Raw genomic sequence first — 17,097 nt, forward strand, 5'->3', positions numbered from 1 at the left:
TCCGCCACCTTTCATGATAGCATCGCCCTCAGATCCTGATCGAAGGAGAGTGACGATGGTTCATGGCAAGCTTATCCTCGCGGCGGCGATCCTCGCCACCGGCACCACCGCCGCGTCGGCGACCGACATCAACTCGGCCGCTACCATCGGCTCCAACGCCATGGCCGCGCACGTCAGCGCCTTTCCCGCCAGCCGCAACTACGATCCCGATCAGGTTCTCAAACAGCTGAACCGCGTCTGCGCCAGCGACACCGCCTTCGACCGCAAGCGCTGCGCCAGGGCCTGGCGCATCATCGACGACGCCCACGCCAAGCTCCAGGCCAAACGCGCCGCCGAAGCCGCGGCGACCGGCACGCCCGAGTAATTCCTCTCTCACAAGCGCGGACGCGAAGATCCTCCCTGTGGCGAAGCCATGGGGAGGGGGACCGTCCCCGCGAGAGCGGGGATGGTGGAGGGGCCAGCAACGTCGCGCCAAAGCCCCTCCGTCAGCGCTTCGCGCTGCCACCTCCCCATGGCTACGCCACAGGGAGGATTTGCGGTCCCTGACCTCGCCGACAAAATAGGATCGCCCCCTTGCAAAAAACGCTTTCCTAAAATGTACCGATATGGTTCGTTCAGTCAGTTTCACTGACCAAAAGGACGAATCACATGACCGACGACAGCGAAAACGACATCCCCGCCCCCGCCAGCTACCACTGGACCCCGGCGCTCCAGCGCGCCTTTCTCGATCATCTCGCGGCCACCGGGTCGGTGCGCATCGCCGCGGGTCGCGTCGCGATGTCGCCCGGCGCCGCCTACCAGCTCAAGCAGCGCCCCGAGGGCGCGGCGTTCCGGCTCGGCTGGAGCGCGGCGCTGCTGATCGCGCGCGACCGCCTCGCCGATGAGCTGCTCGACCGCGCCATCTACGGCATCGAGGAAGTGACCGAGCGCTTCACCGAGGAGGAAAAGCTCAAGAGCCTGACCAAGCGCCGCCGCCACGTCCCCAGCCTCGGCCTCGCGATGCTCGCGCGACTCGACCGCGCGGTCGAAACCCGCGCCCGGGCCGGCGAGGCGATGCTGGCGCAGATCATCGCGGGCGACTGGGCGGGCTTCCTCGCGCTCTTCGACCTCGCGCTGCCCGATGGCGACGAAAGCCGTCGCGGCGCCGCGCTCGCCTGCTGGCTCGCGGGCCGCGACAACCGCACCAACCCGCTCGCGATGCTGTGGAAAGACACGGCGATCGCGAATGAAGTTGCGCAGTTTTCCGCCGATTCCGACCTCGAGCCCGAACCCGACCTGACCCCCGAGGAAGAGGCCGCCACGCTCTCGGTCTGGCACGACGACGGCGAATGGCGCACCAATTTCCCGCCGCCCGAAGACTTCCTCGGCATCGAGGAAGGGGTGTTCGGCGACGAGGAGTATGAACGCACCCTCGAGCCCGACGAGGAAGCGGCCGCAGAGGCCGCCCACAACGCCGCCGTCGCCCCGCTACGCCGCGCCGCCGAAGCCGCGCGGCGCGCCTGGTTCGGGCTGCCAAATCCGGCGAACGACCCCGCCAGCGATGCAAAACCCCGCCACGCCAGCGGCTGACCGGTCCTCCCCGTCGCGAAGCGATGGGGAGGGGGACCACCGAAGGTGGTGGAGGGGCCGCGGCGCCGCACCGACGCCTGACGGCGTCGGCCCCTCCGTCAGCGCTTCGCGCTGCCACCTCCCCATGCCTGCGGCACAGGGAGGATCGGCACCCGCCGGCTGTCACAAACTGCAGCAATTGCGCAACACTGCTGACACGAACGTAAGCGGCACGCGCTTCGGCGATTGATCGCGGGCGCATCGAAAGCCAAAGAGCGATGGTTTTCCGCCTCTCCCATCGTCACTCTGTTTCAGGAAGCTTGCCATGCGCCACTTTCCTTCCGCCACCGCTATAGCTCTCGTCCTCGCCGCCGCCGGCTTCGCCGCCCCCGCCGCCGCGCAGGACACCGCCCCCGTCGCCGATGAAGGGGGCCTCACCGACATCGTCGTCACCGCGCAGCGCCGCGAGGAAAGCCTGCAGGACGTGCCGGTTGCCGTCTCGGTGCTGTCGGGCGACACGCTCGGCGCGATCACCTCGACCGGTTCGGACGTCCGCGCGCTCGCCGGCCGCGTCCCCAGCCTCAACATCGAAAGCTCGTTCGGCCGCACCTTCCCGCGCTTCTACATCCGCGGCCTCGGCAACACCGACTTCGACCTCAACGCCTCGCAGCCGGTCAGCGTCGTCTATGACGACGTCGTCCTCGAAAACCCGATTCTCAAGGGCTTCCCGATCTTCGACCTCGACCGCGTCGAAGTGCTGCGCGGGCCGCAGGGCACCTTGTTCGGCCGCAACACCCCGGCGGGCATCGTCAAGTTCGACACCGTCAAGCCGGGCAAGACCGGCGGCTATGCGCGCGTCAGCTATGGCCGCTATGGCACCAGCCAGGTCGAGGTCGCGGCGGGCGCCGCCGACGACAATGGCTTCTCGGTCCGCCTGTCGACTTTGTTCCAGCACCGCGACGACTGGGTCGACAATGTCGCCACCACTGCGAAGAAGGACCTCGGCGGCTACGACGACATCGCCGCACGACTTCAGCTGCAATATGAAAGCGGCCCGTTCACTGCGCGCGCGATCGGCCAGGTCCGCATCTACGACGGCTCGGCGATCATCTTCCGCGCCAACACCCAGCTTCCCGGCAGCAACAAGCTCGTCGGCCTCGGCGGCGCGGGCACCGAATTCGAGCGCGACAAGGTCTATCAGGACGGGCTGAACTTCCAGAAGCTCAACACCTATAATGCCGGGCTCAACCTCGAATATGATTTCGGGCCGGTGACGCTCTACTCGATCACCTCCTATTGGAACGCCAATTTCCGCAGCCGCGGCGACATCGACGGCGGTTTCGGCGCGGTGTTCCTGCCGGTGTCGGGTCCGGGGCTGATCCCCTTCCAGGCGCAGAGCCAGGACAATGTCCCCAGCCTCGACCAGTTCACCCAGGAGGTCCGCGTCGCGTCGAACAATTCGACCGGCCTTGGCTACCAGTTCGGCGCCTTCTACTTCGACGAAAAGCTCGACATCTCCAGCTTCGAATTCGGCGGCCCGACCGATGCGATGCCCTCGGCGATCGCGGTGCAGCGTCAGGACAGCGAGGCTTATGGCATCTTCGGTTCGGTCAACTACGCCTTCGACAACGGCCTGAAGCTTCAGGCCGGCGCGCGCTACAACCATGACACGCGCGATTTCGTCGCGTCGCGTCCGGTCGAGACGCGCCCGATCTTCGTCGTCAATCCGAACACCCCGGTTCCGCCGCAGGCGGCGAGCGTCAAAGGCAAGCTGCTGACCTGGGACGCCAGCGCGACCTATGAGGCGTCGGACGATATCACCGTCTATGCGCGCGTCGCGCGCGGCTATCGCGCCCCGTCGGTGCAGGGCCGCCTGACCTTCTCGCGCACCATCTCGACCGCCGACCAGGAAGAGACGATGTCCTATGAAGCGGGGATCAAGACGTCGTTCCTCGACAACCGCGTCCGCTTCAACCTCACCGGCTATTATTTCGACACCAAGGACCTCCAGCTCACCGCCGTCGGCGGCACCGCCAATGTCGCGAGCCTGCTCAACGTCGATGCCAAGGGTCACGGCATCGAGGCCGAGCTGCAGGCGGCGCCGGCGAAGGGCCTGACCTTCTCGGTCGGTGGTGCCTGGAACGTCGCCGAGATCGACGACGCCAACGCCTTCGTCGCCGGCTGCGGCTCGGCGACCCCGTGCACCGTCCTCGACCCGGTCCGCCCGGGCAGCCCCGGCATCTTCTCGATCGACGGCAACCAGCTGCCGCAGTCGCCGAAGTGGACCGCGAACTGGACCGCTGGGTATGAATTCCCGGTCGGCGACGGCGCGATCTATGCCTTCACCGACTGGTATTACCGCTCGAAGGTGCAGTTCTTCCTCTATCAGTCGGTCGAATTCTCGGACGACAGGATGCTCGAGGGCGGCCTGCGCGTCGGCTACAAGACCGATCGCTTCGACGTCGCGGGCTTCGTCCGCAACATCACCGGCGACAAGTCGGCGACCGGCGGCATCGATTTCAACAACCTCACCAGCTACGTCAACGAACCCCGCATCTGGGGCGTCGAGGCCGGCGTGAAGTTCTAGGACCGGTTCGATCCTCCCTGCGGCAAAGCCGTGGGGAGGAGACCGGTTCGGGGTGGGAAGCGCGCCTTGCCAATCCTCCCTGTCGCGAAGCGATGGGGAGGGGGACCGCCGCCGCAGGCGGTGGTGGAGGGGCCGCACCGTCGCGCCATAGCCCCTCCGTCAGCCCTGCGGGCTGCCACCTCCCCATCGCTCCGCGACAGGGAGGATTTGAAGAAATCCGCAACCCGACGTCGCCACGGGCAAAACCATCGCCTCGCCCGAAAAACAGCTTTCCTAATTTGTACCCATATGGTTCACTGTTTCCGAATCGACGATCCGGAACGGGAATCCGATGCCAGGCTTATGCCACCGGCCCGATCCGCTCATCGGGCTCCAGCCGGATCAACGGACGCTTGCGCCCCGACAGCCGCGCGAACAGCCGCGGCACGACCGCATTCTCCTGCGCCCAGTTCCAATACGCCTGATACGCCGGATCGGCGAGCAAATGCTTTTCCTCGGTCTTGGCGCGCCAGTAATAGACGCTGCTCACGAGGCCCAGCAGGACCGTGTTGCGCAGCCCCTCGGTCCAGCCGCCATCGGTGACGAGGAAGGGCAGCGCACCCACCCACCAGCTGAGGTTCTTCGACAGATAGGCCGGGTGGCGCGTATATTTATACGGCCCGTGGGTCATCACGCCGCGATGCGTCAGGTTCGAAAAGCGGATGCCGAACGCCATCGTCGCCCAGCTGTAGATCGCGGTCAGCCCGACGAGCACGATCCCCCAGACGATCATCACATTGTCGTGACCCTCGAGCCAATAGCCCCAGTCGGACCCGTTCACCTGATAATCGAGCGGGCCGCCGTTCATCAGGATGAAGGGCGGGTAGCAGATCAGCGCCGCGACCCACGCCATGCCATAGGGGTTCGCGGTGCGGATATGCGAATCGAGCGGCCGCGCGGTCAGGATATAGCCGACCGTCGCGATATGGACGTCGACCAGATAGAGCAGGTTGATCGCCCACAGCCCGGTCATATACGGGTTGCGCAGAACCTCGCCCATGTCGACGGTGACGAGGCTCGAAAAATTGCCCGGCACGATCGACAGCATGAACGCGGTGAAGAACCCCTTCACCCCCCAGGCGCGGAAATGATGGCCGATCGCACGGCCATCGACCGGTTGTCCGGGCGCGACGAGCCAGCGGCCGAACTGGTAACAGCCGTCGCGCGGCTCGACCAGCCGGCGGTCGAGCCACAGCATGTACGGTACCGAAATCAGCAGCAGCCAGGGCGCGACCCGCTCGAGCAGCTCCATCGAGAATTCATACTGGCCTTCCCAATAATAGCGCATCGTCGCATAGGTCAGCGCGATCAGGCCCCAGGTCGCCCACAGCCCGGCGAGCTTGGTCAGGCTGATGTCGACCGTCTCGCGCCAGGGCCGGCGCTGCGCCCAGTCGATCCCGGTCGACGGATTGCGGTGGACCTTGTCGACGAACACCGACCACAGCACCATCGGGATGGCACAGGCGAGGACGCTGGCGATCGCCGAGTTCGGCCCGCTCATCGGCCCGCGATTGCCCCAGTCGATGCCAAGGAAGGCGGCAATCTCGGGCGTGTAGCGCGCGATCAGCAGATAGGACATCAGGCCGATCAGGCCGACGATTCCGACCCCCGCGCTGACCGCCGAACGCGGCCTTGCGGCACGCTTCGCGGCGGTTTCCGGCGCCGTGTCGGCGCCCGCGGGCAGGGTCATGTCGGGCAAATGGGTCACGCGCTCGGGCCTAGCCGAAAATGGTAAGCAAGCCGTCAATGATGGTCGACGATTCGGCGCTATTTCCTGCCAGAATGGCAGCGTTGCCGCGCTTTGACACCGTTCACCGCGTCCCGCTTTCGACTCGGCGCGAGTCACCCGTTCAGGATTCGCGAGTCGCTGACACTGCTGTTAAGGCGCGCATCATTCGGGGCGGAGGGCTCCACATAATAACAAGATGGGGTCGCCACTTGTCATCGAAATCGACGGGCCTGCGCCATTGGCGCCAGCGCTTCAACGCGCTGTTTCAGGACCATGAAATCTTCGTTCGAACGCACGGCCATGTGCGTTTTCTTCGGATCAGCGCCACCTGGCAAAAGCGAGTCGCGCTGATTGCCGCCGCCGTGCTGCTCGCCTGGGCCGGCGTCACGCTCGCCATCCTCGTCAACCAGCTGCTCGGCGCCGACGAGCGTGCCGCGGTCGCCCAGCAACAGGCCGCCGCCAGCGCCGCCGAGCAACGCATCGCCCGCTACCGCGACCGCGTCGCCGAAACCGCCGCCGACCTCGAAGAGCGCCAGGTGCAGCTCGAGGAATGGTCGAAGGAAAGCTTCGGCGCCGAACCCGCCGCGGTCACCGACGAAGCCGGTGCCGAAGCCGCGCCGGCCGCCGCCGCGCCGCTCAAGACCAGCGCGATCGACCCGAACCTGCCCCCCGAGGCGCAGGCGCTGGCCCGGCTCGAAGCGCGGCAGGAAGCCTTTGCCAGCCGCCTGCTCGCCGCGGTCAACGACCGCGCCGCCAAGGCCGAAACCGCCGTCGCCGCGCTCGGGCTCGACCCCAGGGGCCTCGTCCGCAACGCCGCGGCCGGCCGTGGTGGTCCCTTCATCCCCTATCGCGGCAAGATGGGCAAAGCCAAGGCGCTCGGCGCGTCGTTCGCCGCCTTGGAAGGCGCGCTGTTCCGCATGGAAGTGCTCGAACGCACCCTCGTCGCGGTGCCGTCGGGCAACCCCGCCAATGTGCTGATGATGTCGTCGGGCTTCGGCTATCGCAGCGACCCCTTCACCGGCGGCGGCGCGATGCACGCGGGCCTCGATTTCCGCGGCCCCATCGGCACCCCGATCCTCGCCGCCGCCCCCGGCCGCGTCAGCTTCGTCGGTCAGAAGTCGGGTTACGGCAATGTCGTCGAGGTCGATCATGGTCAGGGTATCTTAACCCGCTATGCCCACTTGTCGGGCTTCACCGCGACGGTGGGCCAACAGGTCACGGCGGGGGAACAGATCGCCAGAATGGGTTCGACCGGCCGTTCGACCGGCAGCCACCTGCATTTTGAAGTTCGTTTGAACGGCGTGGCGGTCAACCCGCGCCGCTTCCTGGAGGCCAAAGCCGATGTTCTCGAAGTCAAAGCCGACGCCCGACAGCGCGTCGGTTCCGTCGCCCGCGGTGCCCGCTAAGATGGCGACCGGCGCCCGTCATACGACCTTCTCGATCCTCGGATCGGACGTCGTCGTCACCGGCAATGTCGCGGCCAGCGTCGACCTGCACGTCGACGGCAAGATCGACGGCGACCTCAAATGCGCCAACCTCGTCCAGGGCGAGGCGAGCGAGATCAAGGGCGCGGTCGTCGCCGAAACCGCGAAGATCGCGGGGCTGGTCGACGGGTCGATCGAGGCCAAGACGCTGATCGTCCACGCGACCGCGCGGATCACCGGCGACGTCGTCTACGAAACGATCACGATCGAGAATGGCGGCAAGGTCGACGGCAAGCTCAGCCACCGCCGCCACGGGGCGGCTGCAGCCAAACCGCCGCTCGAGGTGGTCGAGAACAAGTCGGCGTCGCTCGGCATCTGACCGGAAAAGCGACAGCCTGCGGTCAGCGCGACAGCATCGCTTCGCGGCTCGATCGATCGTCGGAGGGACCGGCGCCGTCGCTGCGGCGCTGGACGACCACCCGGTCGCGTCCGCCGCGCTTCGCATCATAAAGCGCCTCGTCGGCGAGCCGGTAGAGTTGCTGGAAATCGCTCGCGGGGCGGACTTCGGCGACCCCGACGCTGGCGGTGACCGTTCGCGCGCCGATCGCCGCGCGGTGGTCGCACGCCGCGATCCCCAGCCGGACGCTTTCGGCGAAGCGGCTGAGAACGATGCCATCCATGCCCACCGTGAGCAGGCCGAACTCCTCGCCGCCAAGCCGCGCGACGGTACACATCGGCCCTTCCCAGCGCGCGATCCGCCGGGCGACTTCGCACAGCACCGCGTCGCCGGCATCATGCCCATGGACGTCGTTGATCGACTTGAACCGGTCGATATCGACGAGCAGCAATGCCGCCGGCAGGTCGTCGGCGCGGGCGCGTTCGAGCAGCGGCGTCACGCTGCCGACGAAGCCGCGCCGGTTGGGCAGCCCGGTCAGCGGATCGCGCCGCGCCAGTTGCTGGGCCAGCGCCTCCGACGCCCGCGCGCTGTCGCGCTCGATACGCAGCCGGGCGAGCCGGCGCGTCGCCGACGCCGACAGCCACAAAGCCTGCCAGGTCGCCGCCGCCAGCACGAGTAACTGCGAGCCGCCGCCCCACACACGGTCGTCGACATCGACGATATGAATGAAGGCGAGCACCGCCATCGGCAGGCACCAGGCGGCCAGGAAGTCGCGCGCCTCGACCGATCCCCGGCGCCACGCCCAGCCGAGATAGGCGGCGACCGCCAGCAGGTCGGCAACGATGACGAGCCCCAGCAGGTCGGCCCATTGCGTCAGGCTTTCGCTGCGGATCAGCGCCAGCGGAACCCCGACGACCCCGACGATGGTGCCGAGCGCCAGCGCGGTGCCGCGAAGCCGCGCCGACACGGCGCCGCGATCGACCGCCAGCACCGCGCTGAACGTCGCGATCGCGATCGCCAGGCAGGCGAGGAAGGTCGCGATCTGCGCCGACACGGTACCGGCCAGGCCGGGGAAGATCCCGAGATGAGCCTGCGACCAGATAAAGCCCCACAGCAGCATGGTCGCCGACCAGCCCGCCTGCCAGGCGAGATATTGGCGGCGCACTGCGAAGGCGAGCGACAGGCTGTAGATGCCGCTGACCAGCAGCAGCGTCAGCGCGGCGCCGATCGCCACCGCCATGCCGGTCGACTGCACCACCGCATCGGCTTTCGGCAACAGCCGCGCCCGGATCAGGCCGGCGCTCGCCAGCCGGTCGAAGCGCATCGTCACCGATGCCAGCGGCACCCCGCGCTCGGGCGCCTCGAACAAGATTTGCCCTCCCGCCCGCCAGTGCGATCCATAATCGCCCTGGCGCACCTGTTGCCAGCGGGTGACACCGTCGGCGTAGGTGAAGGCGACCGCGAGCCGGTCGAACCGGCTTTGGTGGACCATGAGCGCGAGGTCGCTGCGCGCGAGATGGACCTGCGCGGGATCAGTCTGCAGCCAGAGACTGGCGCGATGATAGCCCGCCGGCAGTCCGCCGCACGAAAAGCGCCGCGCCGCAAGGGCGGCGTCGGACGTGTCCAACCCGCTCGCCGCGTGACAAAGCCCATGCTCGACCGTCAGCGCCTCGGCGCTTGCCGGCGTCGGCGAGAAGGTGAAAGCGAGCAGGGTCAGAGCCAGCGCGAGCCTGCCATACAGCTTCATCAAGGGGTTGCCCGCCGCCGTCATGACCGCCGTATCGCACCAATATGTTCGAAAATCTTTACCATGACCTCAGCCCTGGCCGGGCCGCCCGACGCGCATTGCCACACGCACCCGGTCGCCAAGCCCGATCGCCTCGGCTTTTTGGACCGCAACCTTGACCGGCAGCAGATAGGTACCGGCGCGCGGAAACAGCGACGTCGCGAATTCGGTGGCGCCGATCTTTGCGACCACCGGCACGACTCCCCAGCCATAGCTTTCCGACAGCGCCGCATAACGTATGTCGCCGACAAGGGTCTCGGGAATGACCGCGAACAGATAGGGCGGCGGTCCGCGCCACTCGATGATCTCGGCGTCGAACCGCATATCCGGCATCAGCTGCGCGGCGCCTGCCGCCGATAGCTCAGCGCTTCGGCGAGGTGGATGCGGCCGATGGTTTCGGCTCTCGCCAGATCGGCGATCGTCCGGGCAACGCGCAGGATGCGGGTGTAGCCGCGGGCCGACAGGTGCATCGCCTCGGCCGCCTGCGCGAGCAACTTGCGCCCCGGCTCGTCGGGAGTCGCGACCGCTTCGAGCAATTCGCCGTCGATCTCGGCATTGGTCCGCGTCTTGTGATCGGCATAGCGCGCCGTCTGCACCGCCCGCGCCGCGGCGACCCGCGCCGCGACCTCGGCGCTGCCTTCGGCCGGCGGCGGCAGCACGAGGTCGGCGGCGCTCACCGCCTGCACCTCGACATGCAGGTCGATGCGGTCGAGCAGCGGTCCCGACACCTTCGCCTGATAGTCGGCGGCGCAGCGCGGCGCGCGGCTGCACGCGAGCGCCGGGTCGCCGAGGTGGCCGCAGCGGCACGGGTTCATCGCCGCGACCATCTGCACCCGCGCCGGGAAGGTGACATGGGCGTTGGCGCGCGCGACGCTGACCTCGCCGGTTTCGAGCGGCTGGCGCAGGCTGTCGAGGACCGTGCGCTGGAATTCGGGCAGTTCGTCGAGGAACAGCACGCCGAGATGCGCGAGGCTGACCTCGCCCGGACGGACGCGCAAGCCCCCGCCGACGAGCGCCGGCATCGACGCGCTATGGTGCGGGCTGCGGAACGGACGCGCGCGGACGAGGCGCCCGCCTTCGAGCTGCCCGGCCACCGACGCGATCATCGAGACTTCGAGCGCTTCGCCCGGATCGAGATCGGGAAGGATGCCGGGCAGGCACGCCGCCATCAGCGACTTGCCCGCCCCCGGCGGACCGACCATCAGCAAATTATGGCCCCCCGCCGCCGCGATTTCGAGCGCGCGCTTGGCGACCTCCTGCCCCTTCACCTGCGCGAGGTCGGCCATGCGGCGCGGCTCCTCGACTTCGCCGGGGCGCGGCGGGGCGAGCAGCGCGCTGCCCCGGAAATGATTGAGCAGCGCGAGCAGGTCGGGCGCCGCGAGCACCTCGACATTGCCCGCCCATGCCGCCTCGGGACCCTGCGCCACGGGGCAGACGAGACCACGCTCCTGGCTGCCCGCATGGAGCGCCGCGAGCAGCACCCCCGGCGAAGCGGCGACGCGGCCGTCGAGGCCGAGTTCGCCGACGACGACATAGGCACTCAGCGTCTCGGCATCGATGACGCCCATCGCGCCGAGCAGCGCGAGTGCGATCGGCAGATCATAATGCGAGCCTTCCTTCGGCAGGTCGGCGGGCGACAGGTTGACGGTGATGACCTTGGGCGGGAGCGAGAGGCCGATCGCGGCGATCGCGGCGCGAACCCGCTCGCGGCTTTCGCCGACCGCCTTGTCGGGCAGGCCGACGACGACGAAGCGCGGGACGCCGGGGGTGATCTGGCACTGCACCTCGACCCCGCGCGCTTCGAGCCCGAGATAGGCGACGGTGGATACGATCGCGACCATGGACGCCCCCCTCGAACAATATGTGCTTGCTTTGTTCTCATATTCGTGGCAGGAAAGTGCGGCGCGGTCGAGTCTTTTCGAACAGGCGCGCCGCGACACGAACGCCGCGAAAACTCCGCCGGGCGACCTTGTTTTTTGCACAGGGCTGGCGGGGATATCGCACCCAGAGCCCGCACGGCAAATCCCACCATGACCGGGCGACAAGATCGAAGGGTCTTTTGGCGGCGCTTGACACCATACCAACTGGTCGGTATGTTGATTCGCATGACGAGCAACCAACCCCCTTCCGGCCCCGCCCCATCGCCGCGTGCACCGCGCGGCAGCGCCCGTGCCGCGCTGATCGCGGCAGCGCACAGCACGGTACGCAAGCAGGGCTATGCCGCGACCAGCGTCGACGAAATCTGTGCGGCGGCAGGGGTCACCAAGGGCGCCTTCTTCCACCATTTCGCGTCGAAGGAAGCGCTGGGGGTCGCCGCCGCCGAGGGCTGGACCGAGCGCGCGCGGCCGATGTTCGAGATGGCGCCGCACAACCGGCTGGACGACCCGCTCGACCGCCTGCTCGGCCATATCGATTTTCGGCTGGCGATGCTCGACGGCCCGACCGAGGATTATACCTGCTTCGTCGGCACGATGGTGCAGGAAGCCTATGCGACCAGCGACCGCATCCGCGCCGCGTGCGAGGCGAGCATCAACGCCTATTGCCAGGCGCTCGCCCCCGACATCCAGGCCGCGATCGACCTGTACGGCGCCCCCGACGACGTCACCGCGATCGGACTCGCCCAGCATGTCCAGTCGGTGCTGCAAGGCGCCTTCGTCCTGGCGAAAACCACGAACGACCCGGCGATTGCCCGCGGCACCGTCACCCATTTGAAGCGTTATGTCCGGATGCTGTTCGCTCCGGACTGAAGCGAGAGGAACCCCCGATGTCCGATGCACCGAAGATGATTTTCGTGAACCTGCCTGTCGCCGACCTCGCAAAGTCGAAAGCCTTTTACGAGGCGCTGGGCTTCACCAACGAACCGCGCTTCTCCGACGATACCGGCGCCGCGATGGTGTGGTCGGAAACGATTTTCGTGATGATCCTCTCCCACGAAAAATGGAAGGGCTTCACCGACCGGCCGATCGCCCCGGCGACCTCGAGCGAGGTGTCGCTGGCGCTGGCGCTCGGCAGCCGCGAGGCGGTCGATGCGATGGTCGAAGCGGCCGCCGCCGCGGGGGGGACCGCCGACATCAACCCGGTGCAGGATCATGGCTTCATGTACGGCCGCGACATCCTCGACCCCGACGGCCATGTCTGGGGTCCGTTCTGGATGGACCCCGCCGTCGCCAATGGCGAGGCGCCTGTCCCCGAAACCAGCCTCTGAAAATGGTCCCACATCCCCAAGGAGAGAGAAAATGCCCCAGATGATTTTTGTGAACCTGCCAGTCACCGACCTCGACAAGTCGAAGGCCTTTTACGAAGCGGTCGGCGCGGCGAACAACCCCGCGTTCACCGACGACACCGCCGCGTGCATGGTGGTCGCCGAGGGTTCCATCCACGTCATGCTGCTCACCCACGCAAAATGGGCGACCTTCACCGCGAAGACGATCCCCGACGCGCATACGACCGCGCAGGTCCTGCTCTGCGTCTCGGCCGACAGCCGCGAGGCGGTCGATGGGCAGGTCGACAAGGCGGTCGGCGCGGGCGGCAAGGCCGATCCGACCCCGACGCAGGATTTCGGCTTCATGTACGGCCGCAGCTTCGAGGATCCCGATGGCCATATCTGGGAAGTGATGTGGATGGACCCCACCGCGATCCCCGCCGGCGAACCCGCCGAAGCATCGGCCTGACCTGAGTTTCGAGAGGAGGAAGCGATGACCGATGCAGTCCCCACCAAGGGTCAGTCGATCGCCGGCCACGTTTTGAGCGGCTTGGTGATCCTCTTCCTCCTCTTCGATGCCGGCTTAAAGCTGGTCTCACCGGAGACCGCGATCAAATATAGCCCGCCCGACCTCGGCTGGCCGCTCGACGTCCCGACGATGACCATGCTCGGCACGCTGCTCCTCATCCCGACCCTGCTCTATATCTGGCCGCGCACCGCGATCCTCGGCGCGATCCTGATCACCGCTTATCTCGGCGGCGCCGTCGCCACCCATGTCCGGATCGGCAGCCCGTTGTTCAGCCACATATTGTTCGGCGTGTACCTCGGCGTGATGCTGTGGGGCGGCCTCTGGCTGCGCGATCCGCGCCTCCGCGCCATGATCCCCTTTCGGGCCGGAGCGAGCGCATGAGCTTTCAAGCCTATATCGACAATGTCGAGGCCAAGACCGGAAAGTCGGCCGACGCGTTGAAAGCCATCGCGATCGACAAGAGTCTTGCCGACGCAGACGGTCTCGCCGCCGGCGTCAAGGCCGGACAGATCATCGACTGGCTGAAAGCCGATTACGGCCTGGGCCATGGGCACGCGATGTCGATCGTCGCCTGGATCAAAGGCAAACGATCCTAGCCTCCGTCTTTGGAACAAGAGGAATAGTTCGATGACAAATTTATCCTCCCCCCGGAACCTCTTGTCCGCGTTCGCGCTGCTTGCTGCGGCGAGTGCCGCCGCATCCCTGCCGCAGCCTGCGCATGCCGCGCCGCCCGCAGCCGCCGAGGCTGCAACATCGGCAACAGCCAGGAATGGCGACGCCGATGTGAACGGTACGCGCATCCATTATCAGCTGTACGGCGACCCCGCGTCCGGCAAGACCCCGCTGCTGATACTCCACGGCGCCTTCATGTCGGGCGACGCGATGAAGACGCTGATCGATCCCCTAGCGGCCACGCGCCAGGTGATCGCGATCGACGCGCGCGGCCACGGTCGCTCGGGCGGGGTCGACGGCAAGCTCAGCTATGATCTGATGGCCGATGATGCCGCCGCGGTGCTCGCGAAGCTGGGCGTGAAACGGGTCGATGTGCTCGGCTATTCGATGGGCGCGTCGACGGCGATTGCGCTGGCGGTCCGCCACCCCGGAGAGGTCGGCAAACAGGTCATCCTGTCGGGGACGTCGCGGCTCGACGGCTGGTATCCCCAAGTGCTCGCCGGCATCGCGCAGTTGACCCCGGAGGTCTTCGCCGGAAGCCCTATCGAAACAGGATATAAAAGCCTGTCGCCGACCCCGGAGAAATTTCCGAAACTGGTCGAGAATATCAAGACGCTCGACGCCACGCCCTTCGCCTATTCCGACGAACAGGTCCGCGCGATCCCCGGCAAGACGATGGTGATCATTGGCGACGCCGACGGCGTCACGCTCGATCATGCGATCACGCTGTTCAAGCTGCGCGGCGGCGGCGACATCGCCGCGGCGACGCAGGGCTTCATAACCGAAGCGCCAAGGGCGCGGCTCGCGATCCTGCCCGCCACATCGCACATCGGCATCATGGGCGAGGTGCCGGCGATCGTCGCGATGGTCGTGCCCTTTCTCGACGACGCCAAGCCGCCGATGCCGACTTTTTAGACAAGCCCCATCATCGCCATCCCGGCGGCGACCGGAATCTCGACGGTGAAGAAAGAACGCGAGGATGAGATCCCGGCTTTCGCCGGGATGGCAAAAGAAACGGAGAGGAACGATCATGCCCGTCAACCAGAACGCCAAGCTCGAGATTACCGCCTTCGACTGGGTACCCGATTTCGCCCGCGGTTACGTCCGCGACCTGCGGCCGCGCTGGGCGTGCGAGGAGATCGGCCTCGATTATGCCGAGCATCTGATCAGCGCGATCAACCGCCCGACCGATCATTTCCTGTTCCAGCCGTGGGGACAGGTGCCGGTGCTGAACGACGGCGGCATCCGCCTGTTCGAAAGCGGCGCGATCCTGCTCCACCTCGCCGAAAAGGACGCGCGGCTGATGCCTCGCGATCCGCAAAGCCGCGCGAACACGCTCGCCTGGCTGTTCGCCGCCTATAACAGCGTCGAACCGATGCTGTTCGAGCTGGGCAATGTCGACATCTTCGCCGCCGAGGAGGAATGGGCGAAGCTGCGCCGCCCCGGCCTGATCGAGTTTATCCAGGGCAGGCTCGGCCGCCTGAACGATGCGATGGGCGACAAAGACTATCTCGCCGGTGAATTCACCGTCGCCGACATCGCGATGGCGACGGTGCTGCGCGAAGGTGTCGAGGCGGGGCTGATCGCCGAGCAGCCGCGGCTGCACGCCTATTTGGGTCGCTGCCTCGCCCGCCCCGCCTTCCAGCGCGCGCTCGAGGCCCAGCTCGCCGCCTTCAGCGAAGAAGCGGGTCCACCCGCCGCCTGATCCCCCCTCCCACCCCCCAAAGGAGAGAGACGATGACCTATGTAGAAGGATTTGTGGTCGCGGTGCCGACCGCCAACAAGGAAGCCTATCGCAAACATGCCGCCGACGCCGCGCCCTTGTTCAAGGAATTTGGCGTGACGCGGATGGTCGAATGCTGGGGCGACGATGTGCCCGACGGCAAGATCAACGACTTCAAGGGCGCCGTGCAGGCGAAGGACGACGAGACCGTCGTCTTCAGCTGGTTCGAATATCCCGACCGCGCGACCCGCGACGCCGCGACCGAAAAGATGATGAGCGACCCGCGGATGGCGGAAATGGGCGGCGACATGCCCTTCGACGGCAAACGGATGATCGTCGCCGGCTTCGACTCGCTGCTCGACGATAGCGCAGACGGCGGCTTCGGCTATGCCGACGGCTATATCGTGCCGGTGCCCGATGCGAACAAGGAAGCCTATCGCACGATGGCGATCAAGGCGTCCGAAGTGTTCCGCGACCATGGCGCGACGCGCGTCGTCGAGGCGTGGGGCGACGATGTGTCCGACGGCAAGGTCACCGACTTCAACCGCGCCGCGCACAGGCAGGACGGCGAGAGCGTCGTATTCAGCTGGGTCGAATGGCCCGACAAGGCAACGCGCATGGCGGGCTGGGACAAGGTGATGAAGGATGAGCGGATGCAGCATGATCCGAACGACCAGACCTTCGACGGCAAGCGCATGATCTACGGCGGCTTCGCGCCGATCGTCGAGGCTTGAGCCAAATCCTCCCTGTGGCCGGAGGCCATGGGGAGGGGGACCGCCGCGAAGCGGTGGTGGAGGGGCCGCGACCTTGCGTCATCGCCCCTCCGTCAGCGGCTAACGCCGCTGCCACCTCCCCATGGCTTCGCCACAGGGAGGATTTGAAAGGAGAAACCCGTTGGCCGACCCGCAGCCCGAAACGCGCATCGCGTCATGCCCCTGCGGCGCGGTGACACTGGAGCTGGCGGGCGAGCCGATCGTCGCGGCGACCTGCTATTGCCATAGCTGCCAGCAAGCCGGGCAGGCGTTCGGCGCCCTGCCCGGCGCACCCGGCGTGGTCGATGCCGATGGCGGCACCCCCTATCTGCTGGTGCGCAAGGACCGCATCGCGTGGATATCGGGAACCGGTCAACTCGACGCGCACCGACTGAAAGCCGATTCGCCGACCCGGCGCTTCGTCGCGCGATGCTGCAACGCGCCGATCGCGTTGGAATTCACCAAGGGCCATTGGCTGAGCATCTATGCCGGACGCATCGCGGAAGATGAGCAGCCACCGGTCGCGATGCGGACGATGACTCAGGACCGTCCCGCCGGCATCGAGTTCAGCGACGACGTGCCAAGTTACGCGACCCATTCGGGCAAGTTCATGTGGAAACTGCTGTCGGCCTGGGCGGCGATGGGATTTCGCGCGCCGCCGGTCGAAAAGACGCGGGGCTGGGTCCGGTAGCAGGGGATGGAGGAGAGC

The 17,097-nt window shown here is 67.0% G+C and carries 18 protein-coding genes; 14 read left to right on the forward strand and 4 right to left on the reverse strand.

Annotated features, from left to right (window positions below):
* Window positions 1-55 precede the first annotated feature (55 nt).
* The 3 genes from AC07U1_RS03365 to AC07U1_RS03375 all read left to right on the forward strand — a co-directional run bounded on the left by AC07U1_RS03365 (window position 56) and on the right by AC07U1_RS03375 (window position 4,135).
* Window positions 56-364, forward strand: a complete 309-nt coding sequence (locus tag AC07U1_RS03365) for a hypothetical protein (protein ID WP_495177442.1) — start codon at window positions 56-58, stop codon at window positions 362-364.
* 284 nt (window positions 365-648) lie between these two features.
* On the forward strand, window positions 649-1,569 hold the full coding sequence (locus AC07U1_RS03370) for a hypothetical protein (protein WP_495177441.1): 921 nt from the start codon (window positions 649-651) through the stop codon (window positions 1,567-1,569).
* 304 nt (window positions 1,570-1,873) lie between these two features.
* Window positions 1,874-4,135: a TonB-dependent receptor gene (locus AC07U1_RS03375; protein ID WP_495177440.1), complete on the forward strand. Its 2,262-nt coding sequence runs from the start codon at window positions 1,874-1,876 to the stop codon at window positions 4,133-4,135.
* Between the two features lie 340 nt (window positions 4,136-4,475).
* Here the strand turns inward: AC07U1_RS03375 and AC07U1_RS03380 are convergent, their stop codons facing one another.
* Window positions 4,476-5,864, reverse strand: a complete 1,389-nt coding sequence (locus AC07U1_RS03380; protein WP_495177486.1) for a methyltransferase family protein — start codon at window positions 5,862-5,864, stop codon at window positions 4,476-4,478.
* Between the two features lie 248 nt (window positions 5,865-6,112).
* Here AC07U1_RS03380 and AC07U1_RS03385 point away from each other — a divergent pair, with 248 nt between their 5' ends.
* Window positions 6,113-7,309, forward strand: coding sequence for a M23 family metallopeptidase (locus tag AC07U1_RS03385; protein WP_492735543.1), 1,197 nt, complete (start codon window positions 6,113-6,115; stop codon window positions 7,307-7,309).
* A gap of 1 nt (window position 7,310) precedes the next feature.
* On the forward strand, window positions 7,311-7,706 hold the full coding sequence (locus tag AC07U1_RS03390; protein WP_156377591.1) for a bactofilin family protein: 396 nt from the start codon (window positions 7,311-7,313) through the stop codon (window positions 7,704-7,706).
* 22 nt (window positions 7,707-7,728) lie between these two features.
* On the opposite strand, the gene AC07U1_RS03395 is transcribed toward AC07U1_RS03390, so the two are convergent.
* From AC07U1_RS03395 to AC07U1_RS03405, 3 genes are read right to left on the reverse strand one after another with little or no spacing between them, the layout of a single operon-like run.
* Window positions 7,729-9,495: a sensor domain-containing diguanylate cyclase gene (locus AC07U1_RS03395; RefSeq protein WP_495177439.1), complete on the reverse strand. Its 1,767-nt coding sequence runs from the start codon at window positions 9,493-9,495 to the stop codon at window positions 7,729-7,731.
* A 45-nt stretch (window positions 9,496-9,540) separates the two neighbouring features.
* Window positions 9,541-9,843: a DUF1905 domain-containing protein gene (locus tag AC07U1_RS03400; RefSeq protein ID WP_492735536.1), complete on the reverse strand. Its 303-nt coding sequence runs from the start codon at window positions 9,841-9,843 to the stop codon at window positions 9,541-9,543.
* Window positions 9,843-11,351: a YifB family Mg chelatase-like AAA ATPase gene (locus AC07U1_RS03405; protein WP_495177438.1), complete on the reverse strand. Its 1,509-nt coding sequence runs from the start codon at window positions 11,349-11,351 to the stop codon at window positions 9,843-9,845. Before AC07U1_RS03405 ends, AC07U1_RS03400 begins: the two co-directional genes overlap by 1 nt.
* A 264-nt stretch (window positions 11,352-11,615) precedes the next feature.
* Here AC07U1_RS03405 and AC07U1_RS03410 point away from each other — a divergent pair, with 264 nt between their 5' ends.
* From AC07U1_RS03410 to AC07U1_RS03450, 9 genes are all read left to right on the forward strand, one after another.
* Complete coding sequence (locus AC07U1_RS03410; protein WP_056347073.1) at window positions 11,616-12,257, forward strand: TetR/AcrR family transcriptional regulator; 642 nt, start codon at window positions 11,616-11,618, stop codon at window positions 12,255-12,257.
* A gap of 17 nt (window positions 12,258-12,274) precedes the next feature.
* Window positions 12,275-12,715 (forward strand): VOC family protein, encoded by a 441-nt coding sequence (locus AC07U1_RS03415; protein ID WP_082544877.1) that lies wholly within the window; start codon window positions 12,275-12,277, stop codon window positions 12,713-12,715.
* A gap of 31 nt (window positions 12,716-12,746) precedes the next feature.
* On the forward strand, window positions 12,747-13,181 hold the full coding sequence (locus AC07U1_RS03420; RefSeq protein ID WP_495177437.1) for a VOC family protein: 435 nt from the start codon (window positions 12,747-12,749) through the stop codon (window positions 13,179-13,181).
* A gap of 24 nt (window positions 13,182-13,205) precedes the next feature.
* Window positions 13,206-13,622 (forward strand): DoxX family protein, encoded by a 417-nt coding sequence (locus AC07U1_RS03425; protein ID WP_495177436.1) that lies wholly within the window; start codon window positions 13,206-13,208, stop codon window positions 13,620-13,622.
* Window positions 13,619-13,837: a DUF4287 domain-containing protein gene (locus tag AC07U1_RS03430; protein WP_495177435.1), complete on the forward strand. Its 219-nt coding sequence runs from the start codon at window positions 13,619-13,621 to the stop codon at window positions 13,835-13,837. Before AC07U1_RS03425 ends, AC07U1_RS03430 begins: the two co-directional genes overlap by 4 nt.
* A 61-nt stretch (window positions 13,838-13,898) precedes the next feature.
* Complete coding sequence (locus AC07U1_RS03435; protein ID WP_495197644.1) at window positions 13,899-14,828, forward strand: alpha/beta fold hydrolase; 930 nt, start codon at window positions 13,899-13,901, stop codon at window positions 14,826-14,828.
* Window positions 14,829-14,943: 115 nt separating this feature from the next.
* Entirely contained in the window at window positions 14,944-15,618 is a 675-nt protein-coding gene (locus tag AC07U1_RS03440) for a glutathione S-transferase family protein (protein WP_495177433.1), read from the forward strand.
* 32 nt (window positions 15,619-15,650) lie between these two features.
* Window positions 15,651-16,370 carry a DUF1428 domain-containing protein gene (locus AC07U1_RS03445; RefSeq protein ID WP_495177432.1) on the forward strand — a complete coding sequence of 240 codons (720 nt, stop codon included), beginning with the start codon at window positions 15,651-15,653 and terminating at the stop codon, window positions 16,368-16,370.
* A gap of 160 nt (window positions 16,371-16,530) precedes the next feature.
* Entirely contained in the window at window positions 16,531-17,079 is a 549-nt protein-coding gene (locus AC07U1_RS03450; protein ID WP_495177431.1) for a GFA family protein, read from the forward strand.
* Window positions 17,080-17,097 lie beyond the last annotated feature (18 nt).

The sequence above is a fragment of the Sphingopyxis sp. GW821-FHT02C12 genome, assembly GCF_059421785.1.

What these genes read in the sequence shown, in the direction of transcription:
- AC07U1_RS03365 (WP_495177442.1), top strand. Translation starts at nt 56, where the DNA reads ATGGTTCATGGCAAGCTTATCCTCGCGGCGGCGATCCTCGCCACCGGC.
- AC07U1_RS03370 (WP_495177441.1), top strand. Translation starts at nt 649, where the DNA reads ATGACCGACGACAGCGAAAACGACATCCCCGCCCCCGCCAGCTACCAC.
- AC07U1_RS03375 (WP_495177440.1), top strand. Translation starts at nt 1,874, where the DNA reads ATGCGCCACTTTCCTTCCGCCACCGCTATAGCTCTCGTCCTCGCCGCC.
- AC07U1_RS03380 (WP_495177486.1), bottom strand. Translation starts at nt 5,864, where the DNA reads ATGACCCTGCCCGCGGGCGCCGACACGGCGCCGGAAACCGCCGCGAAG.
- AC07U1_RS03390 (WP_156377591.1), top strand. Translation starts at nt 7,311, where the DNA reads ATGGCGACCGGCGCCCGTCATACGACCTTCTCGATCCTCGGATCGGAC.
- AC07U1_RS03395 (WP_495177439.1), bottom strand. Translation starts at nt 9,495, where the DNA reads ATGACGGCGGCGGGCAACCCCTTGATGAAGCTGTATGGCAGGCTCGCG.
- AC07U1_RS03400 (WP_492735536.1), bottom strand. Translation starts at nt 9,843, where the DNA reads ATGCCGGATATGCGGTTCGACGCCGAGATCATCGAGTGGCGCGGACCG.
- AC07U1_RS03405 (WP_495177438.1), bottom strand. Translation starts at nt 11,351, where the DNA reads ATGGTCGCGATCGTATCCACCGTCGCCTATCTCGGGCTCGAAGCGCGC.
- AC07U1_RS03410 (WP_056347073.1), top strand. Translation starts at nt 11,616, where the DNA reads ATGACGAGCAACCAACCCCCTTCCGGCCCCGCCCCATCGCCGCGTGCA.
- AC07U1_RS03415 (WP_082544877.1), top strand. Translation starts at nt 12,275, where the DNA reads ATGTCCGATGCACCGAAGATGATTTTCGTGAACCTGCCTGTCGCCGAC.
- AC07U1_RS03420 (WP_495177437.1), top strand. Translation starts at nt 12,747, where the DNA reads ATGCCCCAGATGATTTTTGTGAACCTGCCAGTCACCGACCTCGACAAG.
- AC07U1_RS03425 (WP_495177436.1), top strand. Translation starts at nt 13,206, where the DNA reads ATGACCGATGCAGTCCCCACCAAGGGTCAGTCGATCGCCGGCCACGTT.
- AC07U1_RS03430 (WP_495177435.1), top strand. Translation starts at nt 13,619, where the DNA reads ATGAGCTTTCAAGCCTATATCGACAATGTCGAGGCCAAGACCGGAAAG.
- AC07U1_RS03440 (WP_495177433.1), top strand. Translation starts at nt 14,944, where the DNA reads ATGCCCGTCAACCAGAACGCCAAGCTCGAGATTACCGCCTTCGACTGG.
- AC07U1_RS03445 (WP_495177432.1), top strand. Translation starts at nt 15,651, where the DNA reads ATGACCTATGTAGAAGGATTTGTGGTCGCGGTGCCGACCGCCAACAAG.